General features: G+C 70.5%; 19 protein-coding genes. 5 read left to right on the top strand and 14 right to left on the bottom strand.

The genetic code is table 11. The annotated features are described in order from the left end of the window. Positions 1-714 precede the first annotated feature (714 nt). The 6 genes from ACESMR_RS18995 to ACESMR_RS18970 all read right to left on the bottom strand — a co-directional run bounded on the left by ACESMR_RS18995 (position 715) and on the right by ACESMR_RS18970 (position 7,546). Entirely contained in the window at positions 715-2,163 is a 1,449-nt protein-coding gene (locus ACESMR_RS18995; protein WP_373048689.1) for a hypothetical protein, read from the bottom strand. A gap of 80 nt (positions 2,164-2,243) precedes the next feature. Next, positions 2,244-5,120, bottom strand: coding sequence for a TonB-dependent receptor (locus ACESMR_RS18990; RefSeq protein WP_373048688.1), 2,877 nt, complete (start codon positions 5,118-5,120; stop codon positions 2,244-2,246). 12 nt (positions 5,121-5,132) lie between these two features. Continuing rightward, positions 5,133-5,558, bottom strand: a complete 426-nt coding sequence (locus tag ACESMR_RS18985; protein ID WP_373048687.1) for an ExbD/TolR family protein — start codon at positions 5,556-5,558, stop codon at positions 5,133-5,135. A 17-nt stretch (positions 5,559-5,575) separates the two neighbouring features. Then, on the bottom strand, positions 5,576-6,043 hold the full coding sequence (locus tag ACESMR_RS18980; RefSeq protein WP_373048686.1) for an ExbD/TolR family protein: 468 nt from the start codon (positions 6,041-6,043) through the stop codon (positions 5,576-5,578). Continuing rightward, positions 6,012-6,698 carry a MotA/TolQ/ExbB proton channel family protein gene (locus ACESMR_RS18975; protein ID WP_373048685.1) on the bottom strand — a complete coding sequence of 229 codons (687 nt, stop codon included), beginning with the start codon at positions 6,696-6,698 and terminating at the stop codon, positions 6,012-6,014. The genes ACESMR_RS18980 and ACESMR_RS18975 overlap by 32 nt, the downstream gene beginning before the upstream one ends. Before the next feature lie 47 nt (positions 6,699-6,745). After that, complete coding sequence (locus ACESMR_RS18970; RefSeq protein ID WP_373048684.1) at positions 6,746-7,546, bottom strand: energy transducer TonB; 801 nt, start codon at positions 7,544-7,546, stop codon at positions 6,746-6,748. Between the two features lie 396 nt (positions 7,547-7,942). Here ACESMR_RS18970 and ACESMR_RS18965 point away from each other — a divergent pair, with 396 nt between their 5' ends. Together ACESMR_RS18965 and ACESMR_RS18960 are read left to right on the top strand one after the other, a co-directional pair. Further along, on the top strand, positions 7,943-8,404 hold the full coding sequence (locus ACESMR_RS18965; RefSeq protein WP_373048683.1) for a FixH family protein: 462 nt from the start codon (positions 7,943-7,945) through the stop codon (positions 8,402-8,404). Further along, positions 8,401-9,621 carry a cytochrome-c peroxidase gene (locus ACESMR_RS18960; protein ID WP_373048682.1) on the top strand — a complete coding sequence of 407 codons (1,221 nt, stop codon included), beginning with the start codon at positions 8,401-8,403 and terminating at the stop codon, positions 9,619-9,621. The genes ACESMR_RS18965 and ACESMR_RS18960 overlap by 4 nt, the downstream gene beginning before the upstream one ends. Here the strand turns inward: ACESMR_RS18960 and ACESMR_RS18955 are convergent. The 6 genes from ACESMR_RS18955 to ACESMR_RS18930 all read right to left on the bottom strand — a co-directional run bounded on the left by ACESMR_RS18955 (position 9,618) and on the right by ACESMR_RS18930 (position 14,930). Continuing rightward, entirely contained in the window at positions 9,618-9,926 is a 309-nt protein-coding gene (locus tag ACESMR_RS18955; RefSeq protein WP_373048681.1) for a DUF2325 domain-containing protein, read from the bottom strand. The two genes, ACESMR_RS18960 and ACESMR_RS18955, sit on opposite strands and share 4 nt — an antisense overlap. Positions 9,927-10,184: 258 nt before the next feature. Next, complete coding sequence (locus ACESMR_RS18950; protein WP_373048680.1) at positions 10,185-11,378, bottom strand: hypothetical protein; 1,194 nt, start codon at positions 11,376-11,378, stop codon at positions 10,185-10,187. 36 nt (positions 11,379-11,414) lie between these two features. Continuing rightward, positions 11,415-12,392: a hypothetical protein gene (locus tag ACESMR_RS18945; protein ID WP_373048679.1), complete on the bottom strand. Its 978-nt coding sequence runs from the start codon at positions 12,390-12,392 to the stop codon at positions 11,415-11,417. 2 nt (positions 12,393-12,394) lie between these two features. Next, positions 12,395-13,105, bottom strand: coding sequence for a c-type cytochrome (locus ACESMR_RS18940; RefSeq protein ID WP_373048678.1), 711 nt, complete (start codon positions 13,103-13,105; stop codon positions 12,395-12,397). Continuing rightward, complete coding sequence (locus tag ACESMR_RS18935; RefSeq protein ID WP_373048677.1) at positions 13,105-14,319, bottom strand: YncE family protein; 1,215 nt, start codon at positions 14,317-14,319, stop codon at positions 13,105-13,107. The genes ACESMR_RS18940 and ACESMR_RS18935 overlap by 1 nt, the downstream gene beginning before the upstream one ends. Before the next feature lie 2 nt (positions 14,320-14,321). Continuing rightward, entirely contained in the window at positions 14,322-14,930 is a 609-nt protein-coding gene (locus ACESMR_RS18930) for a hypothetical protein (RefSeq protein WP_373048676.1), read from the bottom strand. 142 nt (positions 14,931-15,072) lie between these two features. Between ACESMR_RS18930 and ACESMR_RS18925 the strand changes: the two genes are divergently transcribed. The 3 genes from ACESMR_RS18925 (at position 15,073) to ACESMR_RS18915 (ending at position 19,400) form a co-directional block, all read left to right on the top strand. Further along, on the top strand, positions 15,073-15,786 hold the full coding sequence (locus tag ACESMR_RS18925) for a hypothetical protein (RefSeq protein WP_373048675.1): 714 nt from the start codon (positions 15,073-15,075) through the stop codon (positions 15,784-15,786). 90 nt (positions 15,787-15,876) lie between these two features. Beyond that, positions 15,877-16,269 (top strand): aspartate 1-decarboxylase, encoded by a 393-nt coding sequence (panD, locus tag ACESMR_RS18920; protein ID WP_373048674.1) that lies wholly within the window; start codon positions 15,877-15,879, stop codon positions 16,267-16,269. A gap of 323 nt (positions 16,270-16,592) precedes the next feature. Next, complete coding sequence (locus ACESMR_RS18915; protein ID WP_373048673.1) at positions 16,593-19,400, top strand: ATP-binding protein; 2,808 nt, start codon at positions 16,593-16,595, stop codon at positions 19,398-19,400. On the opposite strand, the gene ACESMR_RS18910 is transcribed toward ACESMR_RS18915, so the two are convergent. Beyond that, on the bottom strand, positions 19,358-22,165 hold the full coding sequence (locus ACESMR_RS18910; RefSeq protein WP_373048672.1) for a hypothetical protein: 2,808 nt from the start codon (positions 22,163-22,165) through the stop codon (positions 19,358-19,360). The genes ACESMR_RS18915 and ACESMR_RS18910 overlap by 43 nt on opposite strands. Before the next feature lie 113 nt (positions 22,166-22,278). Continuing rightward, positions 22,279-22,737, bottom strand: coding sequence for a ferritin-like domain-containing protein (locus ACESMR_RS18905; RefSeq protein ID WP_373048671.1), 459 nt, complete (start codon positions 22,735-22,737; stop codon positions 22,279-22,281). Between the last annotated feature and the right edge of the window lie 51 nt (positions 22,738-22,788).

The raw sequence follows: 22,788 nt of genomic DNA, 5'->3' as shown, positions 1-22,788 counted from the left end.
GAATTGCGATTGCTCCGCAATTCGACGTTACTGGCTTGCTATTCAGTTTTCAGAGACCAACCTGTCCTGCTCACCCGCCGGCCGGCGAGGCCGTCCGTCGAGGTGGGGTGCGGCTTTTATCCCGCATCCCGTTCACCGTCAAGCAGTTTCTTTCAACCGCCCGTCGGCGCCGGCTTCTTTCAACCGGCTGGAACCTCTCGGCTATTTGCCAAGTCCGATCCCGAAGAGCTCCAACCAGGGAGCTCCTCCCTCTCCTTCCCGGCTGCGCCGTTCCGTCGAGATGGGGGCGGCTTCTACTGCCGCTTCCCGATGCCGTCAACCTTTTCTTTCGAAAGGCTTTCTGGCTGCCGACCTTTCGGTCGGCGGCGTCTCTCTCGAGACGCAAAGGCCCCAAACGAGTGGGGCCCCTTCCGTCTTCCCGGCGGATGCCGCGTCGACGTGACTTGGGCGATCTACGCTCGCGACGGCGATGCGTCAAGATGATCGCTCCCTTTTTCTCCCGGCTCCGGTGACACCTGCGCTGATCCGGAGGGAAAGCCCGCAATTCCGGTCTGTTGCACTCCGCGGCCATCCCCTGCCGCCCGGGCAGGATGATCAAAGCGCCTCGCGGATGATCGGCTCTTGCCCTCACCCGCCCTCTCCGGAATGGGCAAGGGCCCGCCGGCTGGTGCCGGCGGGCCCTTGCTTCAGAGGCCTGGTTGGCTTCGAGACGCCTTACATCTCCTCGGGCAGGACCGGGAAGTCGGTCCAGCCGTCCATCCAGTTCTCGGTGCCGAAGGCGCCGACGAAGGTGGCGGTGGTGTCGAAGAAGCCGTCGTCCGGCGGGGTGGCGCCACCGGTGAGGGCGGGCGAGCCGGCCTTCGGGAGGAAGTTCGGCGCCGCGAGGTTCAGGGCGTCGGTGAGCTGGGGGTCGACGTTGCGGTTGCCGTGCGCCGCTGCGGTGAACTCGGCGGCCTCGTCGAAGCCGTTGTCCTTGTCGGCCTTGTCCACGCTGGTGTTGGTGGTCTCGAAGTCGCTGCCCGCGTTGTTGTCGAAGTAGATCGAGTCGGCGAAGACGAGATCACCGGTCGAGAAGAGCGCGGTGGTGGCGTCGTGCTCCACGTCGATGCCGAAGTCGGCGAAGTGGGCGACGATGTGGTTCTTGAGGATGCCGCCCGTGCCCTCGTGGAGCATCATCCCGACCTGGGTCTTCCCGGCGGCGCCCGGCGCTGCGTCGGATCCGATCAGCGTGGCGTTGAAGATGGTTGGCTTCGAGCGGGGGCTCTTGTCCATGTTCGAGCCGTCGTTGTCGGACTCGTAGCCGTAGTTGCCGACGAGCGCCTCCTGCTGCACCACCACGAACTGGAGCTTGCCGGTCCAGCCGAGGTCCCAGTCGATGCCGTCGTCGTCGGGGCGGGACACCACGACGTACTTCGCCTCGGCGGTGCCGCCGAAGAACTCCACGCCGTCGTCGGCGCCGAGGTGGGTCTGGATGTACTCGAGGGTGGTTCCGCGGCCGACCCCGCCCAGGGTCAGGGCGTTGATCTCGGAGTCGGGGGCGTACTCCCAACCGGCGTACTCGATGCGGACGAAGCGGAGGACGCCGCTGTCGTCGTCGGCGTCGTTGCCGCCGTACTCGATGTCGGCGCCAGCAGCAGCCGGAAAGCCCTCGATGCTGTTCACGCCGCCGTCGGTGTTGATGGGGGCGTTGCCGAGGAGGATCAGGCCGCCCCAGTCGCCGGGGTAGCGGCCGTCGCCGTCCGGGTCGGTGGCGGTGAAGACGATGGGCGCCTCGCGGCTGCCGTCGGCCATGATCTTCGAGCCGCGGGTGACGATGAGCGCGGTGCCGTCGTTGCCCTCGATCCGGGTGCCCGGCTCGATGGTGAGCGTGGCGCCGTTCTTCACGAAGATGCGGCCGTCGAGCTCGTAGACGTTGTTTGCCGTCCAGGTGGTGTCGCTGGTGACGTCGTTCGCGACGTCGATCCGCTCGGGCTCGACCGAACCACCGGTGCCGCCGGTACCGCCCGTGCCACCGGTCCCGCCGGTGCCCCCCGTGCCGCCGGTCGCGCCGCTGCCGCCCGTGCCGCCGGTGTCGTTCTTCTCGGTGGCGTCGCCGCAGGCGATGCCGACGGTGGCGAGCGCGAGAGCCGCCAGGATGGTGAGGGTCTTGTTCCAGGTACGCATTTCGCTGTTCCTCCAGGTCGAAGCTGTCTTGCTTTTCGGCGCGCTGGGGAGCGCGCTGTCGATGCGGGGATGTCTACCGGTCAAAACGTCCAACCGAGCGACGCGGAGGCACCAACACCGGGGCTGAAACGTGACACCTCAGTGTCGCCCTGGGAGTAGGTCTCCTCCTGGTCGAGCAGGTTGGTCGCGGCGAGCTTCATGTCGAAGCCGCTGCCGAGGCCCTGCGTGAACGTCAGGTCGACGCGATGGAAGACGTCCTCGTAGATGTCCGGGAGCCCCTGGATGCCGGCGACGTCGAGGCGGGGACCGAAGACGTTGTAGAGGAGCTGGGCCGTCGTGCCGGTGAGCTCGTTCTCGTAGAGGAGACCGAAGTTCACCGCGTAGGGCGACTGGCCGTTCAGGGGCCGCTTCTGGTTGGTCATCAGCGGCTCGTCGATCTCCACCTCCGAGGTCGCGAGGGTGAGGTTGCCGGTGACGCCGAATTCGCGGAGCGACTTCGAGAGGTGGTAGAGCCCGACGCGGCCCTCGAGCTCGATGCCGTAGACGTAGCCGCCGTCGGCGTTGTCGTAGGTCACGCTCTTCCCGGTGTCGGTGAAGAAGAGCTCCTCGATCGGATTCTCGAAGACCTTGCCGAAGACGCTGGCAGCGAGGACCTCGGTGGCACCGGGGAAGAACTCGAAGCGGAGATCGGCGTTGTGGATCCGGCTGCGCTCGAGCTCCGGATTGCCGGAGTAGAAGCGGCGGCGGTCGAAGTCGTACCAGCTCGCAGAGGAGAGCTCGCGGAACTGCGGCCGTGCCACGGTCATCGCGTAGGCAGCGCGGAGGTTCATCTGCTCGCCGAGGGCGTAGACGAGGTTGACCGAGGGCAGGACGTCCTCCTCGAGGCGGTCGACACCTTTCGGTGCGTCGTCGGCGCTGGCGAAGGGCGAGTCGTGGACGAGCTCGGTGTGGGCGCGCTCGAAACGCGCACCGAAGATGACCCGCAGCGGATCGAAGAGCGTGACGTCAGCCATCGCGTAGGTGGCCACGAGCTGGAAATCGGCGGTGTAGCTGTCGGAGGTGCGGGTCTGCTCCTTGAACTGGAAGTACCTGCCGATGGTCTCGTCGTTGAAGATCTCGTTGGCGGGCAGGCCCAGCACCTCGGGGGTGGCGCGGCTGTCCTCGTAGAGGAAGCGGCGCATGCCGTAGTCGCGGGCGGACTGGCTGTAGAGCACGCCGACCTTGGGCTTCCAGCTCTCCATCGGCAGGGCCAGGTCGAAGCCGCCGCCGAAGGTCCGATCGTCGAGTTCGGAGAAGAGGCGCTGGCCGCCGCGCTCCTTGTTCATCCGCATCGAGCCGTCGCCCATGTCCTCGTAGTAGATGGTCCGGGTGTCGGGCTCGTCGCGGTTCACCACCGAGAAGTTGCCCTGCCAGTCGAGCTCGAGCTGGCCCAGGCTCTCGAAGCGGTGGTGACCACGCAGCTGGTTGAAGCTGAGCTGGCGCGCGATGAAGGCGAGGTCGGTCTTCTCGAAGTCGCGGTCGTTGTTGCTGAAGCCCCGGGTCACCTGGGCCCGGTCGTCGGCGCTGCGGCTGAAGAGCGTGATGAACGCCAGGTCGTCGGAGGGGCCGAGCTGGTAGGAGAAGCTGCCGAGGCCGCCGAGCTTCACCTTGCGGATGCCGGCGATCTCGGTGGCGTTCTCGGGCTTGCTCCCGTCGAGCGCGACGTCGACGTTGTACTCCCCCTCGAGATCCCAGCTCTGTCCCCAGGAGAGGCTGGCGAGATAGCCGAAACGGTTGCCGAAGGCGCTGACGGTGTCGCCGACGGAGGCGCCGAAGTTGAAGTTGGCGGGGAGGCTCTCGTTGCGGGCGGCCCAGGTCTGGTCGAAGGACTTGCCGACGTTGGCCCGCTCCTCGCGGTTCAGCTCGTTGGTCGGACCGTCGCCGGGAACGGCCGCCGGCAGCGCGCGGGTGCCGTCGTCGAAGCCGAGCCAGTCGCTGGAGCCGCCGGTGTAGCGCGGGCCCTGCTGGAAGGTGGTGACGCTGTCGCCGGAGAAGCCCGCCTTGAGGTTGAGCTTGAATTCGGTGGGGTACTGCTTCGAATCGATGAGCAGCGCGCCGCCGGCGAAGTTGCCCGGCAGATCCGGCGTGGCGGTCTTGGCCACGCTCACGCTGGAGAGCAGCGACGACGGGAAGAGGTCGAGGGGCACCGACGGCATGTCGGGTTCGGGGCTGGGGACGCTCACGCCCTCGAGGAGCGTGGTGTTGTAGCGGCCACCGAGGCCGCGGACGACGAGGTATTTGCCGTCGACCACGCTGGCGCCGACGACGCGCTTCATCGCGTCGGCAGCGGAGGAGTCGGGGGTCTTGCTCATCTCCTCGCCGGAGACCGCGTCCATCACCACCGCGGCGCGCTTGCGCTTCTCCATCTGCACGGCGGCCTTCGACTTGTCGGCCTGTGCCTCGACGACGATCTCGAGGACCGAGTCGTCGTCGCCGACCAGGGCGACGTCGAGCTGCTGCTCCGCGCCCGCCTCGACGACGATGCCCTGCACGCGCTGGGGCTGGTGGAGCTCGTACCAGACGCGGAATTCGTAGGTGCCCGGGGGCAGCTCGAGCTCGAAGTTGCCGTCCACGTCGGTGAGCGTGGAGAAGGGCGTGCCCTGCACGGTGACGCGGGCCTCGATGAGGGCGTCGCCGTTGGACTTCGAGGTGACCCTGCCCTGCACGAGCCCCTTGGTCGGGTCGCGGGTGGTCTCCTCCTCGCCCCAGTCGACGTCGTCGCCCAGCACCACGACCTCGTCGGCGGGTGCCGCCTCGGTGGGCGCGGCCTCGCCGGCCTCCACCGCCGCCGGCATCTCGTCCACCGCCGCCGGCATCTCGGCTGCACCATCCTCCGCCCACGCCTGCGGGGCGGCGCCGAGGAGACACACGAGGAGCGTCAGCCCCGCCGTAACGCGGGACACAAGGATGTCGTTCATGTCTTGCCTGCCTTATTTGAGCTCGCGAGAGGAGACCGCGATGGTGACCGCGCCTGCGGCACGGGCCAGATCCATCACCTTGACCGCTTCGCCGTAGGGCGCGCCGTCTTCCGCATCGAAGACCAGCGTGGCGTCGCCCTGCGCGGAGAAGATCCGCGGCAGGCGCCTGCCGATGTCGTCGCGCCGGATCGTGTCCTTGTTGATCCGCAGCGTCCCGTCTGCAGCGAGGGAGAGCACCACCGGCGGCTTGCTGTCGTCCGGCAGCGGCTGCTTCACCTCGTCCGCCTTCTTCGGGACGTTGATCCAGAACTGCTTGGTGAGCAGCGGCGTGACCACCATGAAGATGATCAGCAGCACCAGCACCACGTCGACGAGCGGGGTGACGTTCATCTGCGGCGTCACCTTGTGCTTCTTGCCGCCGCCCTGTCCGACCGACATGCCCACGTTGGAACTCCTTAGCCCGCGGCGTCTTCCGTCGGGACGCCGTCCGGGACCTTCTTGTCACCCGATTCGGAAACCACCAGCGAGACACCGGGGAAGCCGATCCGCTCGCACATCGTGAAGAGCCCGCGGACCTGGCCGTACTGCAGCTTGACGTCGCCGCGGAGGACGAGGCGGCGGTTGGGCTCGGCCTCGTGCATCTGCGCGAGCCGCTCCTCGAGCCGATCCGCCGGAATCGCTTCCTTGTGGATCAGGTACTGCCCGGCGGCGGTGTAGGTGAGCTCGATGGGGTCGAGCTTTCCCTTCCCCTCCTCGTCCGGGAATTGGATCGAGGGGAGGTCCACCGAGGCGCCGCTCTCCATCTGCGGCGTCACCACCATGAAGATGATGAGCAGCACGAGGACGACGTCGACGAGAGGCGTGACGTTGATCTCGGGCTTCGCGCCGCCCTTACGCCGCGACCCGCTCACGGTCATGCCCATGGTTCTTCTCCAGCTGGTCGATCAGCTCGCCAGAAGCGGTCTGCAGGGAGAGCTCGAAGCGGTCGATCTTCGCGCTCAGGAAGTTGAAGAGGAGCACCGCCGGGATGGCGACGCCGAGACCGATGCCGGTTACGATGAGCGCCTCGGCGATGCCGGCCGAGACGGCGCCCAGGCCGCCGGAGCCCGTCTTCGCGATCCCCTCGAAGGCCGCGATGATGCCGACCACCGTGCCGAAGAGGCCGACGAAGGGCGCCACCGACGCGATCGAGGCGAGGGCGTTCATGCCGCGGCGGCAGTCGGCGCCGATCATCTCCGCCACCCGGGCCAGCTCGCGGCGAGCGAACTCCACCGCGGTGATCTCGTGGGAGGGCTGCTTGATCCCGTCTAGGTAGCTCTTGAGGCCGGCGCGGAGGAGCCGCGGCAGCGGGTGCTTGTTGTCGCCCACCTCGGCGACGAAGGCCGCGTACTGGTGGCCGCGCACCGCCTCGGCTGCGCGCGGGGCGTATTTCGCCGCCTCGCGGTGCCAGCGGGAGATCGCCACGAGGCGGTCGATGGTCACCGCAATCGTGATGATCGCCATGACGGAGAGCGAGATGACCACCAGCTTGGCGGCGATGCCCATCTGGGCCCAGAGATGCAGAAGATCGATTTCCATCGTGCTAGCTCCTTCGGAAATTCGAGACGGATGTCGGCGCGCTCCGCTCACATGCGGAGGCGGAAGGGGATCTGGAGAATCTTGAAGACGGGGAGCTTCTCGCCGCCGGCGGCGACCGCCGGCTGCCACTTCGTGGCCTTCGCCCAGGCGATGGCGGCGGAGACGAAGGGCTCGTCTCCCTTCATCAGCTTGAGCGCGGCGATCCTGCCGTTCTCGTCGATGACGACCTTGAGGATGACGAGGCCCTCCTTGCCCTGGGCCTTCATCTCCGCAGGGAAGGTCGGGGCGCCGGACGCGGGCAGGAGCTTCGGCGGCGTGGCGTTCTCGGGGAGCTGCACCGGCTTCTTCCGGCGCACGGGCCTGGCCACCGGCTTCGCGTCGGGCTCGATCGAGGCGACCTGGGTCCCGGGGATGCCGGTGCCGCCCTCGCGGCCCGCTGCGTCGCCCTCGCCGGGCGCCGCAGCGGCCACGGCGAAGTCCTTCGCGTCCTTCTCCTCCGGCTTCTCGTCGGCGATCTTCGCCGGGGCCTCGAGCTTCTTCGGCTTCTGTGCCGGGTCCGGCGCCTTGCGCTTGAGGTGCTTCGGGGCGGAGACCATCGGCGCCGCAGGCGGCGGCTCCGGCGCAGCAGGCTCCGGCGGCGGTGGCGGCGGGAGCGGCTCGGGCTCCGGCTGCGGCGCGAAGACCACCTCGATCGGCTCCTCTTCCACCGGCTTCGGCGGCGCCGCGCCGCCGAGCAGCACCGCGCCGGCGACGAGCCCCCCGTAGGCGAAGACGCCGAAGCCGAGCGAAAAGGCCCAGCGCCGGCGCTCTCCTGCTGCCCTGTCGTGCCTCGAGAAGGATTCGAACATCCCTGTCCCTCGTGGACCGCGGGTCCCGCCGTGGATGGCGGGCTCGTCGCGGCCGTTCGATGGGTCGGGGTTCTAGGGGGGCTCTGTGACAATTGGACTGCAGGCAGGTGGCCTTGCTGCAGATCCCGCATGTGTTTCCGGCAACGCGCCCCACGCCGGGCCCATCGCCGGCCGGAGAACCCCGGCGGAGCAGGCCCCTCTTGCAGCAGGCGACCGTTTGCGGTCTGCCGGCGTCCCCGGGGCGTGACGAGGATGATGGAGCTGCTTCATGGCGAGCAGGCGGCGATCGCTCGGCTGCTCGCCGGCGGCGATCGCTTTTTTGCGTGGCCTGGTCGACTTGCGGATCGCGTCCGAGGTGATATGGCTGCTCGGATCCCCAAAGGAGCGAGAGAAGTGATGAAGAAGTTGCCGGTCCTCCTCGCGCTGCTCGCCGCGACCTCGTTCGCCTGCGGCAGCGAGTCGGAAACGGAAGCCGATCACGGGCACCAACACGGCGGTGGTGGCGAACACGACCACTACACGCCCGGGATGCAGCGGCTGACCGAGGACGGCCTCTACGAGGTCACCCTCTACAGCGACCCGGGGCCGCCGGAGATGGGGCTGAACGTCTTCACCCTCGGCCTCGCCGACGCTGCCGGCGCGCCGGTCACTGGCGCCACGGTCACCGTCGTTCCCTTCATGACCGCCCACGGGCACGGCTCGGACCGCGACCCGGTGGTCACCGAGGAGGTCGACAGCCCGGGCACCTATACGGCGACGGACGTGTCGCTGACGATGCTGGGGGTCTGGGACCTCGAGATCGGCGTGGACGGAGCGGAGGGCTCGGACGTGGTCCACTTCCGCTTCGACGTCCAGTGAAGCGGCTCCTGCTCGCGGCGCTCCTCGTCGGAGCCGGGGCCGGCGCCGCCGCCTGCGACGCGGGCTCCGACGAGACGCCGCCGCCCATCCTCACCGCGGAAGAGCTGCAGCGGCTGCGGCGCCTCGGTCCCCTGGGCGAGCCGCCGCCCTCCCCCACCAACCGCTTCGCCGACGATCCCGCAGCGGCGCGCCTCGGGCAGGCGCTCTTCTTCGACGTGCGGATGAGCTCCGACGGCATCGTCTCCTGCGGCACCTGCCACGATCCCGCCCACGGCTTCGCGGACCCCAACCCCCTCTCCTTCGGCTCCTTCGGCAGGGAGGGGAGCCGCCACGCCTCCACGCTGACCAACGTCGCGTACAACGCCTTCCAGTTCTGGGACGGCAGGGCCGACTCGCTCTGGGCGCAGCCGATCCAGGCGATCGAGAACCCGGCGGAGGGTGATTTCACCAGGACCGAGGTCGCCCACCACATCGACACCCACTACCGCTCGAGCTACGAGCCGATCTTCGGGCCAGTCCCCGATCTCGCGGGCGTCCCCGACCGGGCGGGCCCCGGTGATCCGGAATGGGAGGTGATGACCGAGGCGGAGCGCGACGCGGTCCTGCGGATCTGCGCCAACGTGGGCAAGGCCCTCGAGGCCTACATGCGCCGATTCGTCTCGCGGGACAGCAGGCTCGACCGCTTCCTCGCAGGCGACGAGAGCGCGCTCACCGAGGCGGAGCTCCGCGGCGCGAAGGTCTTCGTGGCCGAGGAGCGCGGCCGCTGCATCGTCTGCCACGACGGTCCCAACCTGACCGACGACCGCTTCCACAACATCGGCATTCCGGACGCGAGCGGGGACACGGGCCGCTTCGACGGCGTGGCGAAGCTCCTCGCCGATCCGCTCAACGGCGACGGCCCCTACAGCGACGCGCCGGGTGGCAGGCTCGCAGGCCTCGTGCAGCGGACCGATCAGATCGGCCAGTTCAAGACGCCGACCCTGCGGGACGTGACCCTGCGGCCGCCCTACGGCCATGCGGGGAGCTTCGAGAACCTCGAGGCGTTCATCGAGTTCCACGACCAGGGTGGCGGCGCAGCCGGCACCTTCGCCGGCGAGAAGGAGGGGACGATCCGGCCGATCGGCCTCTCCGCCCAGGAGAAGGCCGATCTCCTCGCCTTCCTCCACGCCCTCGAGGGCGCGCCGCTGCCTCCCGAGCTCATCGCGCCCCTTCGTTAAGCCGCCTGCCTGGTGGCGAGGGCGTCGAGGAGGGCACGGAAGCGGGAGACGCCGCAGGTGCGCAGGACCACGAAGGGCCGCTCCGACTCGCGGGCGGCCTTCTTGCCGAGCTGCACCGCGCCGTGGCTGTTCACGTCGGGGGTGAGGACCACCAGCTCCGCCCGCTCCACCAGGGAGCGGAGCTCGCCGGCGCCGCGGCCGCTCATGTGGCCGCCGTGGAACTCGAGCTCGTGCCCGTAGGTGGCGGCGAGCTGCTCGAAGAGGCGTTCGTTGCGGTCGAGGCCGCCGATCATCGCGATGCGCATCACAGGCTCCGGAAGGGAAGGGCCGGGAGCCGGGGGTGGGCGGGGCGATGCTTCGGGGCACAACGGAGAAAGCCCACCTCCCGGAACCGGGCGGTGGGCTTCGAAGAACGGACCGTCGTCGGCAATCAAGCCGGCGACGGGCGCACGCCCACCGCAGCGACTCGACAACAACACGAGGTGGCGGCGAAGGGCGTCATCGAGAGAAAGCGTAACGCTGCCGCCGGCGGCACGCAAGGCGAGCTGCCGCGCCACCGCAGCTCACGGCGCAGGGAGCGACCAGACGCCGCGCTCGGTGGCGACGTAGACCGTGCCGTCGGCGCCGATCTCGATGGCGCGGATGCTGCTCGCGCCGAGGGTGCCGGTCGGGTTGTGGAAGGTGGTCCCCTCCTCCCGCAGGGCGCCGAGGCCGAGATCCTGATCGCCCACCCAGACGGTGCCGTCCGGCGCCACCCGCACCGCCCGCAGCGCCCGCCCGGGGATGAGCGGCGGGAGGAAATGGTCCACCGACGCGTCGGCGGGGTCGTAGCGGGCCAGCCCCCTGCCGAGGGAGGCGGCGTAGACGCGGCCCTGCGCGTCGACGGCCAGGTCGAAGTTGTCGTCCGTCTCCTCCGGCGTGCCCCAGAGGTTCTTCACCACGGTCCACTGCGCGGTGAAGAAATCGTTGGTCTGCTCGTAGGAGAGGCGCGCCAGCTGGTGCATGTCGCCCTCCCAGACCGAGCCGGCGTGATCCACCGCGAGGCCCCAGGCGCTGCCGTGGGGATGGCGCGGGTGCCGGTGCTGGAGCACGGGGTCGCTGCCGAGGAAGAGCGCGATCACCTCGTTGGTGCCGAGCCAGACGTGGTCGGTGCGGCCGGGGCGGCGGTCGACGACGATGCGGAAGACCTCGTGGATCGGCTCGCCCATCGAGAGGTCGGAGATCACGTGGTGGCTCACGGTGGCGGCGCCATCGGTACCGATGCGCAGCCAGCCGAGATCGTGGCCCTGGTAGCCATAGCCGACGAAGACCTCGCCCGGTGCGCGGCCCGCGACGGCGACGATCTCGTTGCTGGCGAGCCCATCGTCGGTGGTGAAGCGGCGCAGCTTGCCGTCGGGGGTGCGGAGGACGAGACCGGCGGAGGTGCCGATCCAGATCTCCCCCTCCGGCGTCACCGAGAGCGCCCAGGCGCCGGGATCGGGCAGGGCCTCCGGCGGCACGACATTCGTCCAGGCGGCGGAGGTGTCGCCGGGCGGAAGGCCACCGGGCCATTCCCAGGCGCCGCCGCTGCCACCCTGCCCGCCGCTACCGCCGGTGCCACCAGCCCCGCCGGTTCCGCCCGTGCCGCCGGCACCGCCCGGTCCGCCGGAGCCCCCGCTCCCGCCGGGAACGAGGGGGTCGGGCGAGGCGTCCGTGGCCCCGCCGCCGCAACCGAGGAGAATGCCGCCCACCACCACCGCCAGAAGACCCGCCCGCATGGCAGGCAAGTTGGCGAGGGGAGACGGGCGCCGCAATCACCCCGCTGCCTTGCCGGGGCGACGCCGCCGCCGGGCGAGCGCGAGGAAAGCCGCAGCGAGGCCGGCGAGAGGACCACCGGGCGCCGCAGCGCAGCCGCCATCGTCGCCGCCGCTTCCGCTGCCCGCCGTGCCGCCGCCGGTGCCACCGCTACCACCGCTGCCGCCGGCACCAGCGCTCCCGCCTGCGCCACCGACACCGCCGACGCCCCCCGTGCCACCGCTCCCCCCGGTCCCGCCGGTACCGAGGGGCTCGTCGACGCGGACGAAGAAGCGCCCCCACGCCTCGTGCGAGAGTCCCCGCCCGTCCTCGAGCGTGGCCTTGACCATCCAGTCGCCCTTCGCGAGGCCGGTGGTCTCCCAGGTGTAGCTGCCGTCGGCGGCGGGAAGCCCCTCGGCCACGAGGATCCGCTCCGAGCCGTCGATGGCCGTGGTGGCCTCGAGGCGGATGGTGCCGGTGCCGTCGGGATCGAAGGCCTCCCACTCGATCACGTAGCTGCCCCGCGCCACGTCGCTGTCGCCGTCCGGCTGCGCGACCAGCACCGCCGGCGGCACCGGGTCGCCGGGGTGGGCGACGGTGACCACGCCGCGGGAGAAGGCGACCATCTCGAAGGGCGGATCGTGCGCGAGCGAGAAGAGGAAATAGCTCCCGGTGGGGACCTCGGAGGTATCCCAGACCATCTCGTTGGCGGGATCGAGCTCGACCACGCCCTTGGCGATCGCGGTGCCGTCCAGCCCCTGCGGCATGCCGCCCATGCGGTACGTCGGCGGCATCTGCGCGGTGAAGAAGAAGTCGATGGTGGTGTTCTCGGTCTCCGCTGCGTCGTCGTAGTCGAGCCAGCCGAAGGTGAAGGATTCGTCGGCGAGCTCACCCACCGTCTCCGGCGCGGTGAACCAGGCGATGGTGGGCACGCCGCCGACGTGGGCCGAGGCAGCGGCAGGGGCGAGGACGAGGGCGGTGGCGAGCAATCGCTTCATGACTAGAGCCCGTAGAAGGAGAGGAGCGCGCCGAGGTCCTCGTCGGAGAGCGCCTCGAGCGAATAGAGCGGCATGTTGCCACCGACGCCGAAGAATTGGCCGTGCCGCACCTTCTCGGTGAAGACGAGGGCCGGTTCGAATTCCGGGAAGGCCTCGAGCGCCTCCTCGCGGGCCTGGTCGGGCAGGATCGGCGCCGCCGCGACGAGGCGCCCCGCCCCGGTCGATGGCTCGCCGTGGCAGCCGCCGCAGGCGAGGCGGTGGACCTCGGCGCCCCGGGCCGCGTCACCGCGGGGCGGCGCCTCCTCGATCCGCTGCACCACGGTGAGGGGCAGCGCCTCGGTGGGGCCGTCGCGGTCGATCGAGAGCAGGTAGTCGTAGAGCGCCCTGCCCTCCTCGCTCGCTGGATCGAGCGGGTCGCCCTTCATGAAGTAGACGAGGCAGAAGTCGACCGCCTCGCGCAGGTCGAGGATCTTGCCGCCCCACCAGCTCGGCCGGGCAGCGGCGCCGGCCAGCGGATAGCCCGCGAGGATCCGCTCGTCGCCAGGCGCCACCGCGTGGCAGCTGGTGCAGGCCAGGGTATTGAAGCTGCTGCCGGAGAGAGACGGGGACGCTGCCAGCGCGGCGCCGTGCTCCGCTGCCGGCGTCGTCTCGGCCTCCGAGCCGCAGGCAGACACAACGAGTGATAAACCCAGGGTGAGAAAGAGCCGGCGCATCAGCGGGCCTCCGGGACGAGGACGACGTCGTCCGGGAAGAGGCCGAGCTCCACGTGGCCGGTGGGCGTGAGCCCCTCCGTCCGGAAGCGCTCGAGGGAGCCGGGGCGGCTGAGCCGATCGCCCTCGCAGACGACCCAGAGCTCGCTCTCGTCGGCGGAGAGCACCGCCGCGTGGGGGTTCTCGCAGCCGAGGGGGCCGAGCTCGACGCTCTCGAGAATCGAGCCGGCTGCAGGATCCACGACGACGAGGCGATCGGGCCCCTGCATCGGGAGGTAGAGGCGGCTCCCGTCCGCGGTGAAGTCGCCGAAGAGCGGCGTGCCCTCGAGCGGGAGGGCACGTTCGGGGAGCTCCGCCCCTGCTGCCGGATCGATCACCCGAAGCCCGGGGTTGAGCGGCGAGGTGCTGCTCACCCAGACCAGGCCGTCCGGGGCGACGGTGAGGGCGTAGGGCAGGTAGCGCGTCCGGAAGAGCTCGCCGGTCCCTGCATCCTCCGCCACCGGCACGATCCGCACTTCGAAGGAGGCGGTGTCGACGATCGCCAGCTCGTCGCTGTAGCCGCAGCTCACGTAGGCCTGCGAACCGTCGGGTGCGAAGCCGATGCCGTGGGAGGAGGGGCAGATCTCCACCCGGGCGATCCGCTCCATCGTCGCGCCGTCGGTGACGACCACCGAGGAGGCGGCGGCGGCGTAGTCGCCTTCCGCCTCGGCGAGGGTGACGAGGTCGTAGTGGCTCTGCCAGACCCGCATCGTGCCCGGCTGGAGGCGCACGTCGCCGGGACTGCGGTCGACGCGGGCCCGCCCGAGCTGCCGCCCGGTGACCGCGTCGATCTTGATCAGGTAGCCGTCGGCGGTGCCGGTGCCGTGGCTGCCGTGGGGCCCGCCGGCGCTGGCACCGGGTTCGACCGTGTTGGCGATCCCGACGAAGAGGAAGCGCCCGTCCGGCGTCGGGGCGAGATGGTGCGCCCCTTCGAGCTCGACCGGGAAGATGCCCACCGGCACCCGGCCGATCTCCTCGAAGGAGACGGGATCGACGAAGGAGACGGTGTCCTCGCCGGAATTGGAGACAGCGAGCCGGGGCCCCTCCACCGGCGGCAGGAGCGAATGCGTGGGCCAGGCGGTCGCCGCTGCGAAAGCGAGGCCGCCGTCGGCCTCGGCGTCACAGGCTGCGGCGAACAGGAGCGGCAGGAGGGCTGCCGCGCGGTACGGCAACGGCACCGTCATTTCTCCCCGATCGAGAAGGTGCGGCGCTCGCCGAGCCACGGCCCTTCCTCGATCACGTTCTGGTTGAGATAGGTGCTGGTGATTTCGACCGAAACCTCGCCCGACCCCACCAGGCGCCGCCAGGCGATCGGATCGGGCTGCCAGCTGCGTTCGGTGGTGAAGAGCCAGAGCGAGGAGCCGTCGGCGAGCTTCATCTCGACCAGGTAGACCCAGCCGGTCACGGGCGGAAGATGGGCCCAGGCGAGGGGTAGACCGAAGGCAAGCTGCGGCATCACCCCTGCCGGTGCCTGCAGCCGCGTCGCGCCCCCGGGGAGCGCCGCGATGGCCTGCTCCCAGCGCAACGTCGCGGGGACGCTGCTCCCCACCACCGCGCCTGCCGCCGGCTCGGAGAGGGTGGCGGCGCCGGCGACCGCTTCCGCGGTGCAGCGCTTGTCCCAGACCCGCTCGATCGCCTCGTCCGAGGCGTCGCCGTCGTAGACGACGGCGGGGAGCGCCCCTTCGCAGCGCAGGCCCTGGTTCTCGGTGGCGTCGCTTCCGCCGCAGCGCACCAACTGCACCGCGAGCAGGCTACAGGCCACGAGGGAAATCCGGGTGAGGACGCGCATGCTACCTCCGGTTGCGCGCAGGAAGGACCCACTCTATCGGACGGCAGCGGCCGGGATGCAACCACAGGGAAAGCAGGCAGGCGGACGGGGGCGCACCGCGGTGTCGGTTGACGCTCCTGCAGGCGGGCGCAATCGTATGGGGGTGAAGCAGCCCGAACGCTCGAAGAAGGAAAAGACGATCCTGGTCACGGCGTTCGAGCCCTTCGGCGGACGATCCGTGAACCGATCGCAACTCGTGCTCGAGCACATCGCCCGGGCTGCAGCTGCGCCCCGGGGGATCCGGCAGAACGCCCGGGTGGTGACGAAGAGCCTGCCCGTCTCCTTCGGCAAGCTCGACAAGGCCCTCGATCGGGCGCTCGCCTGCAAGCCGGACGCGGTGCTCCTCATGGGTGAATCGGGTTCGGCGGAGGAGCTGCGACTCGAGCGGCTCGCGGTGAACCGCATCGAGGCGCGCCTCCCCGACAACGACGGCGAGCAGCCCACCGGGGAGCGGGTGATCGAGGCGGGGCCCGCCGCCTACTTCTCCACGCTGCCGCTCAAGGCGGCCCTCGGCAGCATGCGCCGCGCCGGGGCCCCCGCGGCGCTCTCCAGCGACGCGGGGCTCTATGCCTGCAACTACGCCTACTACCTCGTGCTCCACAAATTGCACCGGAAGGCGAGCGGCGAGCTGCCCCCCGTGGTCTTCGTCCACGTGCCGGTGAAGAGCCGGGCGGTGGCCCTGCGTACCGCCACCCGTGGGGTGCTCGCGCTGGTGCGCCACCTCATCGATCGCTCCGAGGCGGCGCCCCGGGTACCGGTGCGGCGCACCGCGTCGAAGCGGGTACCCGCAACCCCGGCTGGCGGTCGAAAGGGTTGAAACGCCCCCGCCCAAGTGTTTAGAAAGCCGGTGCCGAAAGGCGCCGACCCCGATCCACGGGGCGGCGACCGGACGGTACGGAGCGACCCGATGCGCCGCCAGGTGTTCAAGTCGAAGCTGCACCGCGCCACCGTCACCCACGCCGACGTCGAATACGAGGGCTCGGTGACCATCGACGAGGATTTGCTCGACGCCGCGGACATCGCGGAATTCGAGGCGGTCCACGTCTGGAACGTGACCAACGGCAGCCGCCTCGTGACCTACGCGCTCAAGGGCCCCAGGGGCTCGCGCGTGATCTGCATCAATGGCGCCGCGGCCCACCTCACCAGTCCGGGCGACAAGGTGATCATCGCCACCTTCGCCGACATGGAGGAGGAGGAGCGCAAGGCCTACAAGCCCACCGTGGTCCTTCTCGACGACGAGAACCGGATCAAGGAGGCGCAGGCCACCGAGGTGCCGGGGCCGCTCCGCCGCGTGGGATGAGCTCGTGAAGATCCACGAGCTCGCTCCGCCGGAGGCGGAGCAAACGCAAAAGGAGCGCTCTTCGCGCACAGCGCGAGCGACGGGATCGGGCCCGCTTCTGGCGGCACCGATTCCTTCCCGCTGATTGCCGGAATCACGCAGCCAGAGAGCCCGGGTCGCCGCTCCCACCGAGCGGGGCCCGGGCTCTCTCGTCTGCAGACGAAACGCCGCCCGTGCGGGTCCGTACCGCAAGGGCATCTTCGCAACTGCCGCTGCCCGCCTCATGTTCACGGGAGGTGCCGTGCTCTGTAGCCAGGAGCACGCGCCGGGGGGACAGACGCGGCGTGAGCCCGATCGTCAAGACAGCGCTCTGGGTGCTCGCCGCGATCACCCCACTGCTGATCGCTACGCTGGCGATCCTGCGGTGGGACGCGACGCAGCAGGTGCGCGCGGCGCAGTCGGAGGCGGAGCGGAGCGCGCAGTCGGTGGGACGGCTGGTCGAGCTCACCGTCGGCGTCGCCGCCGGCAGGCTCGAGGCCCTCGCAGACGCCCCGACCCTCGAGGCCGCGATCGAAGGTGACGCCCAGGCGATCGCGCAGGAGCTCGCCCTGGTCCGCCAGGATCCCGCCTGGCTGGGCCTGGTGGTGGTCGGCCCCGACGGCGAGAGCCTCGGCAGCGTGGGCCAGATCACCGCCCGGGATCTCGAGCTGGTGCCCGAGGGCGGCGGCGTCTCGGTGGCGCCGCGCAGGGGCTTCGAGGCGGCGCGGGCGATCATCGCGCGTCCCGTGGTGGTCGACGGACGGGAGATCGGCTGGCTCGCCGGCGCCTATTCGCTGGGCGCCCTCGAGGCGGTGCTGGGCCGCTCCCCCGACGGCGGGATGACCCTTCTCACCCTGCCGGACGGCACCGTCCTGCTCGGGCCCACCACCAGCATCGACGGCCAGGTCGACTTCCGTTCCGACGGCACGCAGATGACCGCACGGCTCAAGGGCGAGGTGCTCGCCGCAGCGGTCGAGCCGGTGCTCGAGGGCGGCGCGCGGGTGGCGAGCGTGCAGGCGCCCGCCGCGTTCAGCCGGGGCGTGGGCTGGGTGATCGCGGTGCTCGTCCTCGCGCAGCTCCTCCTCGCGGCGGTCATCGTCCTGTGGCGGGACCGGCTGGTCCGTGCCCACCAGCGGCTCCAATTCCGCGAGCGGGAGCTCGCCGCGCTCCAGGAGCTGGCCACCGACGCCACCGTAACCGCCAACCGGGACAAGGTGGTGCGCATGGCCGGGGCACGGATGGCGGAGCTCATGCCCGGCGTCGACCGCACCTGGATCGCGCTCACCCTCACCGGCGAGCGGGAGCGGGTGCAGCTCTACCAGACCTATCCGGTGGTGAAGGACCCGGTCGTGGTCCCGGCGGACGGGAACCCGATCGTCGCCCGGGTCCTGCAGCACGGGCACCGGGAGATCGGCGAGCTCGTGCCCATCGGGCCCTCCTGGGCGGCCGCCGGCTTCGAGGACGGCAGGTGGGAGTGCTGGATCCCGCTGGTCGCCCACGGCCGCATCCTCGGCGCGATCGCCTGCCTCTCGCCCGGTGGGCGGGCGGACCTCTCGATCGACGAGCAGCGCCTCCTCGACGGGCTGGCGGCCACCCTCGCCGTCGCCATGGAGAGCCACGAACGGCTCTCCGAGCTCTCGCAGCAGCGGGCGATCCTCGCCACCGTGGTCGACGCTTCCCCCGATGGCCTCCTCGCCCTCGACGGCGCCAACCGCGTGGTCCTCGACAACCCGGCGGCGCGGGCGCTCTTCCTCGCCGATCGGCCCCTCGTTGGCGAGACGATCCCGGAGATCCTCGAGCGGACCCGGGCCCGGGGCGGCAACCCCGATTTCGACTTCGATCCGATCCGCCTCCTCGAGAAATCGCGCGCAGGCACGGTGGCCCGGGGGGCCTTCCGCCTCGGCTCCGGCGACGGCGTCCGAGCGATGGAGTCGATCATGGCCCCGCTGCCGCTTCCTGCCGGCGAGATGGGTAGCCTCGTCGCGATGCGCGACGTCTCCGAACGGGCGGAGCTGGAGGAGGTGCGGCATCTGCACGGCCAGGTGACGGAGCTCGCCCGGGAGGCAGCCGGGCGCGCGGCGCTCCTCGAGCAGGTGCTCGCCGCCAGCGACGTGGGCATGGCCTTCCTCGACGACGGGGGGCGGGTGGTCTACGCGAACCAGCTCTTCGCGGAGCTCCTCGGCATGCGCGCGCCGCCCCGCGGCATCGACGAGAAGGAGCTAGAGGAGCTGGTGCGGGAACGGGTGGAGGGGCAGTTCGTGGACCTCAGGACCGCTGCCCTGCTCCACACCGCGCCGCCGGCACGACGCATCCTCGCGATGCGATCGGTGGAGGTGCGCCAATCCCCGGAGCAGAACGTGGGGCGGCTCGTCTCCCTCCGGGACGAGACCGCGCAGCGCGAGCTGGAGGAGGCCCGGGAATCCTTCATCGGCGTCGCGGCCCACGAGCTCAAGAACCCGCTCGCCGTGCTGCGCGTGCAGGCGGAGCTCGGCGTCCGCGACGAGCGCCGGGCACCGGATGCGCTCCACCGCATCCTCCTGCGCACGAGACAGCTGCAGGAGCTCGTCGACCGGCTCCTCGACGCCACCAGGGCCGAGCTGGGCCGCCTCTCGATCCAGCGCGAAGAGGTGCAGGCGCTGCATCTGGTCTGCGAGGCGCTCGAGCCCTTCTTCGCGCAGTCGGAGCAGCTCCACGTCGAGGGAGACGAGACCCTCACCGTCTCCGTGGATCCGGTCCGCTTCAAACAGGTGGTCTCGAACCTGGTCTCGAACGCCCTCCGCTACGGCGGCGAGGGGCGGGTCGACGTCAGCGTGCGGCGCGCCGACGACTCGATCACCGTCGCGGTGCAGGACCGGGGACCGGGGATCCCGCGGGAGGAGCAGCGGCAGATCTTCGAGCGCTTCGGCCAGGGACGTTCGGCGAGCAAGGGGCCGGGCCTCGGCATCGGCCTCTACCTCGCCCGCCGCATCGTCGAGGCCCACGGGGGGACGATCGAGCTGAGGAGCGAACCCGGGGCCGGCAGCACCTTCACGGTGGTGCTGCCGGCGCCCGGGCCCGAGGAGCCGGCGCGCTACGGTGCCGGCGACATCATGCAGGCATCGACGAAGCCGTAATCGTCGAGGGTGCCGTTCAGGTGGACCCACGCTGCGTCGGGTGCGCAGGTGGCGCCGGTCTGGCAATCCGCATCCGCCTCGCAGGCCTCGAAGCAGATGTTGGCAGCGCAGACGCTGTTGCCGAAGCAGCTCTCGTCCTCGCAATCGGTCTTGCCGTCGTTGTCGTTGTCGAGGCCGTCGTCGCACCAGAACTCGTAGCAGCTCGAGCTGTAGCGACAATCGTCGTCGTCGCAGTCGACCTTGCCGTCCCCATCGCCGTCGACGCCATCGCCGCAGCAATTGCCGCCGGTGCAGACCTGCTCGTTGCAGGCGCCGCTCCCGAAGCAATCGCTGTCGACGCAGTCGATGCCACCGTCGCCATCGTTGTCGATGCCGTCGGCACAGCAATCGCCCCCGGCGCACCGGGATTCATTGCAATTCGGCGCGTCCCAGCAGTCGTCGTCGAAGCAGTCGACGAGGCGGTCGCCGTCGTTGTCGAGGCCGTCGGAGCAGCGGCCGGCCTCGTTGCAGGCCGGGTCCGACGCGCAATCCACGTCGAGGCAATCGGCGCGCCCGTCGCCGTCGTTGTCGACGCCGTCGGCGCAGCAGTTGCCGCCGTCGCAGAAACGCTCCATGCAGGCGGGCACCGCGGCGCAGCCCGGGTCGTCGCAGTCGACCAGGTCGTCGCCGTCGTTGTCGAGCCCGTCGCTGCAGAGGTCGGCGGAGCCGAGGCCCTCGTGGTTGATCGTGTTGCAGGGGGCGTTCCATCTGCAGTCGGGGTCGGCGCAATCGGTGAAGCCGTCGCCGTCGTTGTCGGTGCCGTCGCTGCATTGCGCGTCGCTCGCGTTCTCCCGGCAGATGGAATACCAGCGGCAGTCGTCGTCGGTGCAATCGGTGAAGCCGTCACCGTCGTCGTCCCTGCCGTTGGAGCAGTCGTTCTCCACCAGGCCGCAGCTCCACGAGCAGTCCGGATCGTCGCAGTCGACGAGCCCGTTGCCGTCGTTGTCCACGCCGTCCGAGCAATTGCTCTCGTAGTTGCAGCGCGAATCGCAATCGCCGTCCGCGCAGTCGATGGCGCCGTCGCCGTCGTTGTCGATCCCGTCGCCGCAGTCGTGCTCCTCGAAGCAGGCGGAGAAGCAGTCGAGGTCCGCGCAATCGACGTCGCCGTCGCCGTCGTTGTCGATGCCGTCGTTGCAGTCTTCCGGCAGCGCCCTGGGATCGAAGCAGAGGCCGGAGAGGCATTCCCTGCCGGAGCTGCAGGCGTCGCCGCCGCGCAGGGCGCCGGCAGAGCCGACGCAGCGCTGGGTGGCGATCTGCCGGGTGGTGTCGGAGGGGTCCATCATCGGCCTGCAGGCCCAGCCAGCGTCGCAGTCGGCGTTGGTGGTGCACTCGGTGCCGTGGCACATGCCCACGCGCTGCCAGACGTCGTCGCTGGTATAGCTCCAGCCGTCGTCGCCAACCGAGACCAGGTAGGCGGTGGGGACGCATTCGGTCTGTGCGCTGCAGTCGAGATCGTCGTCGCAGAGGCCGAAGCAGAAGCCGTCGGAGCAGTTGTTGCTCCGGCACTGGCCGTCCTCGGTGCAGGCCTGCCCCGCGGTGAAGACGCCGCGCCCCGGGTTGCAGACCGAGACGAGTGCGTCGCCCTGGCGGCTCATCGCCAGCGAGCAGGTCTGGGTCGGGTTGCAGCCCGCGTCGTCGGTGCAGGTGGGGAAGCAGGCGGGAGCGACGTCGACGCTCTGGTCCGGCAGGGTGAAGGCGACGTCGACGCAGGTGGAGCCCGCGGCGCAGTCGGCCGCCTCCTCGCAGGTGCCGTAGCAGACCGCCTGACCGGAGAGGCAGAAGTTGCTCGCGCACTCCGCATCGGTGACGCAATCCTCGCCGCCGCGCTTGGTGCCGACCGCCCGGTCGCAGACCCGCTCGAGGCCGCCGTCCTCGCCCACGGAGAGGCTGCAGACCTCGCTGGCGTCGCAGTCGGCGTCGGTCTCGCACGGCTGCAGCACCGGGATGCAGATACCCACCGAGGCGCCGGCGGGCGCGGTGAGATCGATCGCCTGGCAGCGGAAGCCCTCGCCGCAGGCGCCAGCCACCTCGGGATCACAAAGGTCGGTGCAGCGCTCGTCGCCCTGGCCGTAGGTCACGCAGAGCAGGTCCTGCTCGCACTCCTCGGGCTGGCAGGCCTCCTGGACACCGGCGCCGCCGTTGGGGGCGAGGCAGGCGCCGACGGGCTCGAGCTCCTGGGTGAAGGTCACCAGCGCGCAGCGGTCGTCGCCCTCGCAATCGCCGCCGTCGCCGTAGGGATCGCAGATCTCCTCGCAGCGACCGAATTGCGCCGAGCCGTCGGGAAGGACGCAGAGCTCGCCGGTCTGGCACTCCTCGTTGGTGGTGCAACCCGCGGTCTGCTGGCACGCACCGGCGACACAGGCGGCGCCGCCGCAGTCCGCGGCGGTGATGCACTCGACGCAGGTATTGTCCGGGGCGCAGCGCCCATCCTCGCAGTCGGCGTCGCCGAGGCAGGCGACGCAGCGGCCCGCGTCGGTGTCGCAGCGGCTGGCGCTACGGCCCTCGCATCCCGCATCGTCGACGCAGGGGCCGCAGCTTCCCTCGTTGCAGGTCGGCGTCTCCGCCGGGCAGACGGCGTTCGAGCTACAGCCGCCGCCGGTGCCGCCGCTCCCCCCCTGGCCACCGGCGCCGCCGGTTCCCCCTGGTTCCGTTTCCTCGCCGCAGGCCGAAAACGCCAGCAGCGACAAGGCGATGCAGAAGACACCGAGCCATCGGTTCCTGAACATGCGCTACGCCCCTCCGGTGAATCCGGTGAGCATAGCAGCAGGAGCACGGCCGGACGAAAGCCCCTTTCACCCCCGGTTGCCGGGCCCTCCACGGATCCCGGCCCTCGGGCAGGTCAGACGTGGGCGCCGGTCTGCTCCCAGATCCGGTTGCGCAGCGCATCCTCGATCCAGGCGAGGTGCCGCTGCTCGTCGCGGAAGTTCCGCTCGAGCAGGTTGCGGATCGGCTCGGGCCAGTTCTCCCGCAGCGCGTTGCCGTAGCTCGAGTTGGTGAGCTTTTCGTTGCCCTGCATCGCCCGCAGCGCCGCCTCGTTGCCCATCATCGAGGTGACGGCGGTGAAGCCCTTGAGCACGAAGCCCTTCGCGTCGGGGCGCTCCTTCGGCGTCCCGCCGAGGCGCCTCACCTGCTCGGAGAGATCGACGATGTGGCGCCGGTGGTCGTTCTGGAACTCGCCGAGGCGGGCCCGGATCGACTCCACGTCGATCCGGTCGATGGCCGCCTGGTAGGCGCCCACCGCGTCGTGGTCGAGCTGGATGAGGTCGTTCAGTTTCTCGATGATCTGCGACGGGTCCATGGGCTGCTCCTCCTCGGGCGGCGAAGCGGTGCCGCCTACCGTTGGCGGAAG

The sequence above is a fragment of the Vulgatibacter sp. genome (genome assembly GCF_041687135.1).
GTDB lineage: Bacteria > Myxococcota > Myxococcia > Myxococcales > Vulgatibacteraceae > JAWLCN01.
This window is presented reverse-complemented; position numbering and strand designations above follow the sequence as displayed.

Bases quoted from the DNA above. Each gene is read 5' to 3' on its own strand.
- ACESMR_RS18995 (WP_373048689.1), bottom strand. From the start codon at position 2,163: ATGCGTACCTGGAACAAGACCCTCACCATCCTGGCGGCTCTCGCGCTC.
- ACESMR_RS18990 (WP_373048688.1), bottom strand. From the start codon at position 5,120: ATGAACGACATCCTTGTGTCCCGCGTTACGGCGGGGCTGACGCTCCTC.
- ACESMR_RS18985 (WP_373048687.1), bottom strand. From the start codon at position 5,558: ATGTCGGTCGGACAGGGCGGCGGCAAGAAGCACAAGGTGACGCCGCAG.
- ACESMR_RS18980 (WP_373048686.1), bottom strand. From the start codon at position 6,043: ATGGGCATGACCGTGAGCGGGTCGCGGCGTAAGGGCGGCGCGAAGCCC.
- ACESMR_RS18975 (WP_373048685.1), bottom strand. From the start codon at position 6,698: ATGGAAATCGATCTTCTGCATCTCTGGGCCCAGATGGGCATCGCCGCC.
- ACESMR_RS18970 (WP_373048684.1), bottom strand. From the start codon at position 7,546: ATGTTCGAATCCTTCTCGAGGCACGACAGGGCAGCAGGAGAGCGCCGG.
- ACESMR_RS18965 (WP_373048683.1), top strand. From the start codon at position 7,943: ATGAAGAAGTTGCCGGTCCTCCTCGCGCTGCTCGCCGCGACCTCGTTC.
- ACESMR_RS18955 (WP_373048681.1), bottom strand. From the start codon at position 9,926: ATGCGCATCGCGATGATCGGCGGCCTCGACCGCAACGAACGCCTCTTC.
- ACESMR_RS18950 (WP_373048680.1), bottom strand. From the start codon at position 11,378: ATGCGGGCGGGTCTTCTGGCGGTGGTGGTGGGCGGCATTCTCCTCGGT.
- ACESMR_RS18945 (WP_373048679.1), bottom strand. From the start codon at position 12,392: ATGAAGCGATTGCTCGCCACCGCCCTCGTCCTCGCCCCTGCCGCTGCC.
- ACESMR_RS18940 (WP_373048678.1), bottom strand. From the start codon at position 13,105: ATGCGCCGGCTCTTTCTCACCCTGGGTTTATCACTCGTTGTGTCTGCC.
- ACESMR_RS18930 (WP_373048676.1), bottom strand. From the start codon at position 14,930: ATGCGCGTCCTCACCCGGATTTCCCTCGTGGCCTGTAGCCTGCTCGCG.
- panD (WP_373048674.1), top strand. From the start codon at position 15,877: ATGCGCCGCCAGGTGTTCAAGTCGAAGCTGCACCGCGCCACCGTCACC.
- ACESMR_RS18910 (WP_373048672.1), bottom strand. From the start codon at position 22,165: ATGTTCAGGAACCGATGGCTCGGTGTCTTCTGCATCGCCTTGTCGCTG.
- ACESMR_RS18905 (WP_373048671.1), bottom strand. From the start codon at position 22,737: ATGGACCCGTCGCAGATCATCGAGAAACTGAACGACCTCATCCAGCTC.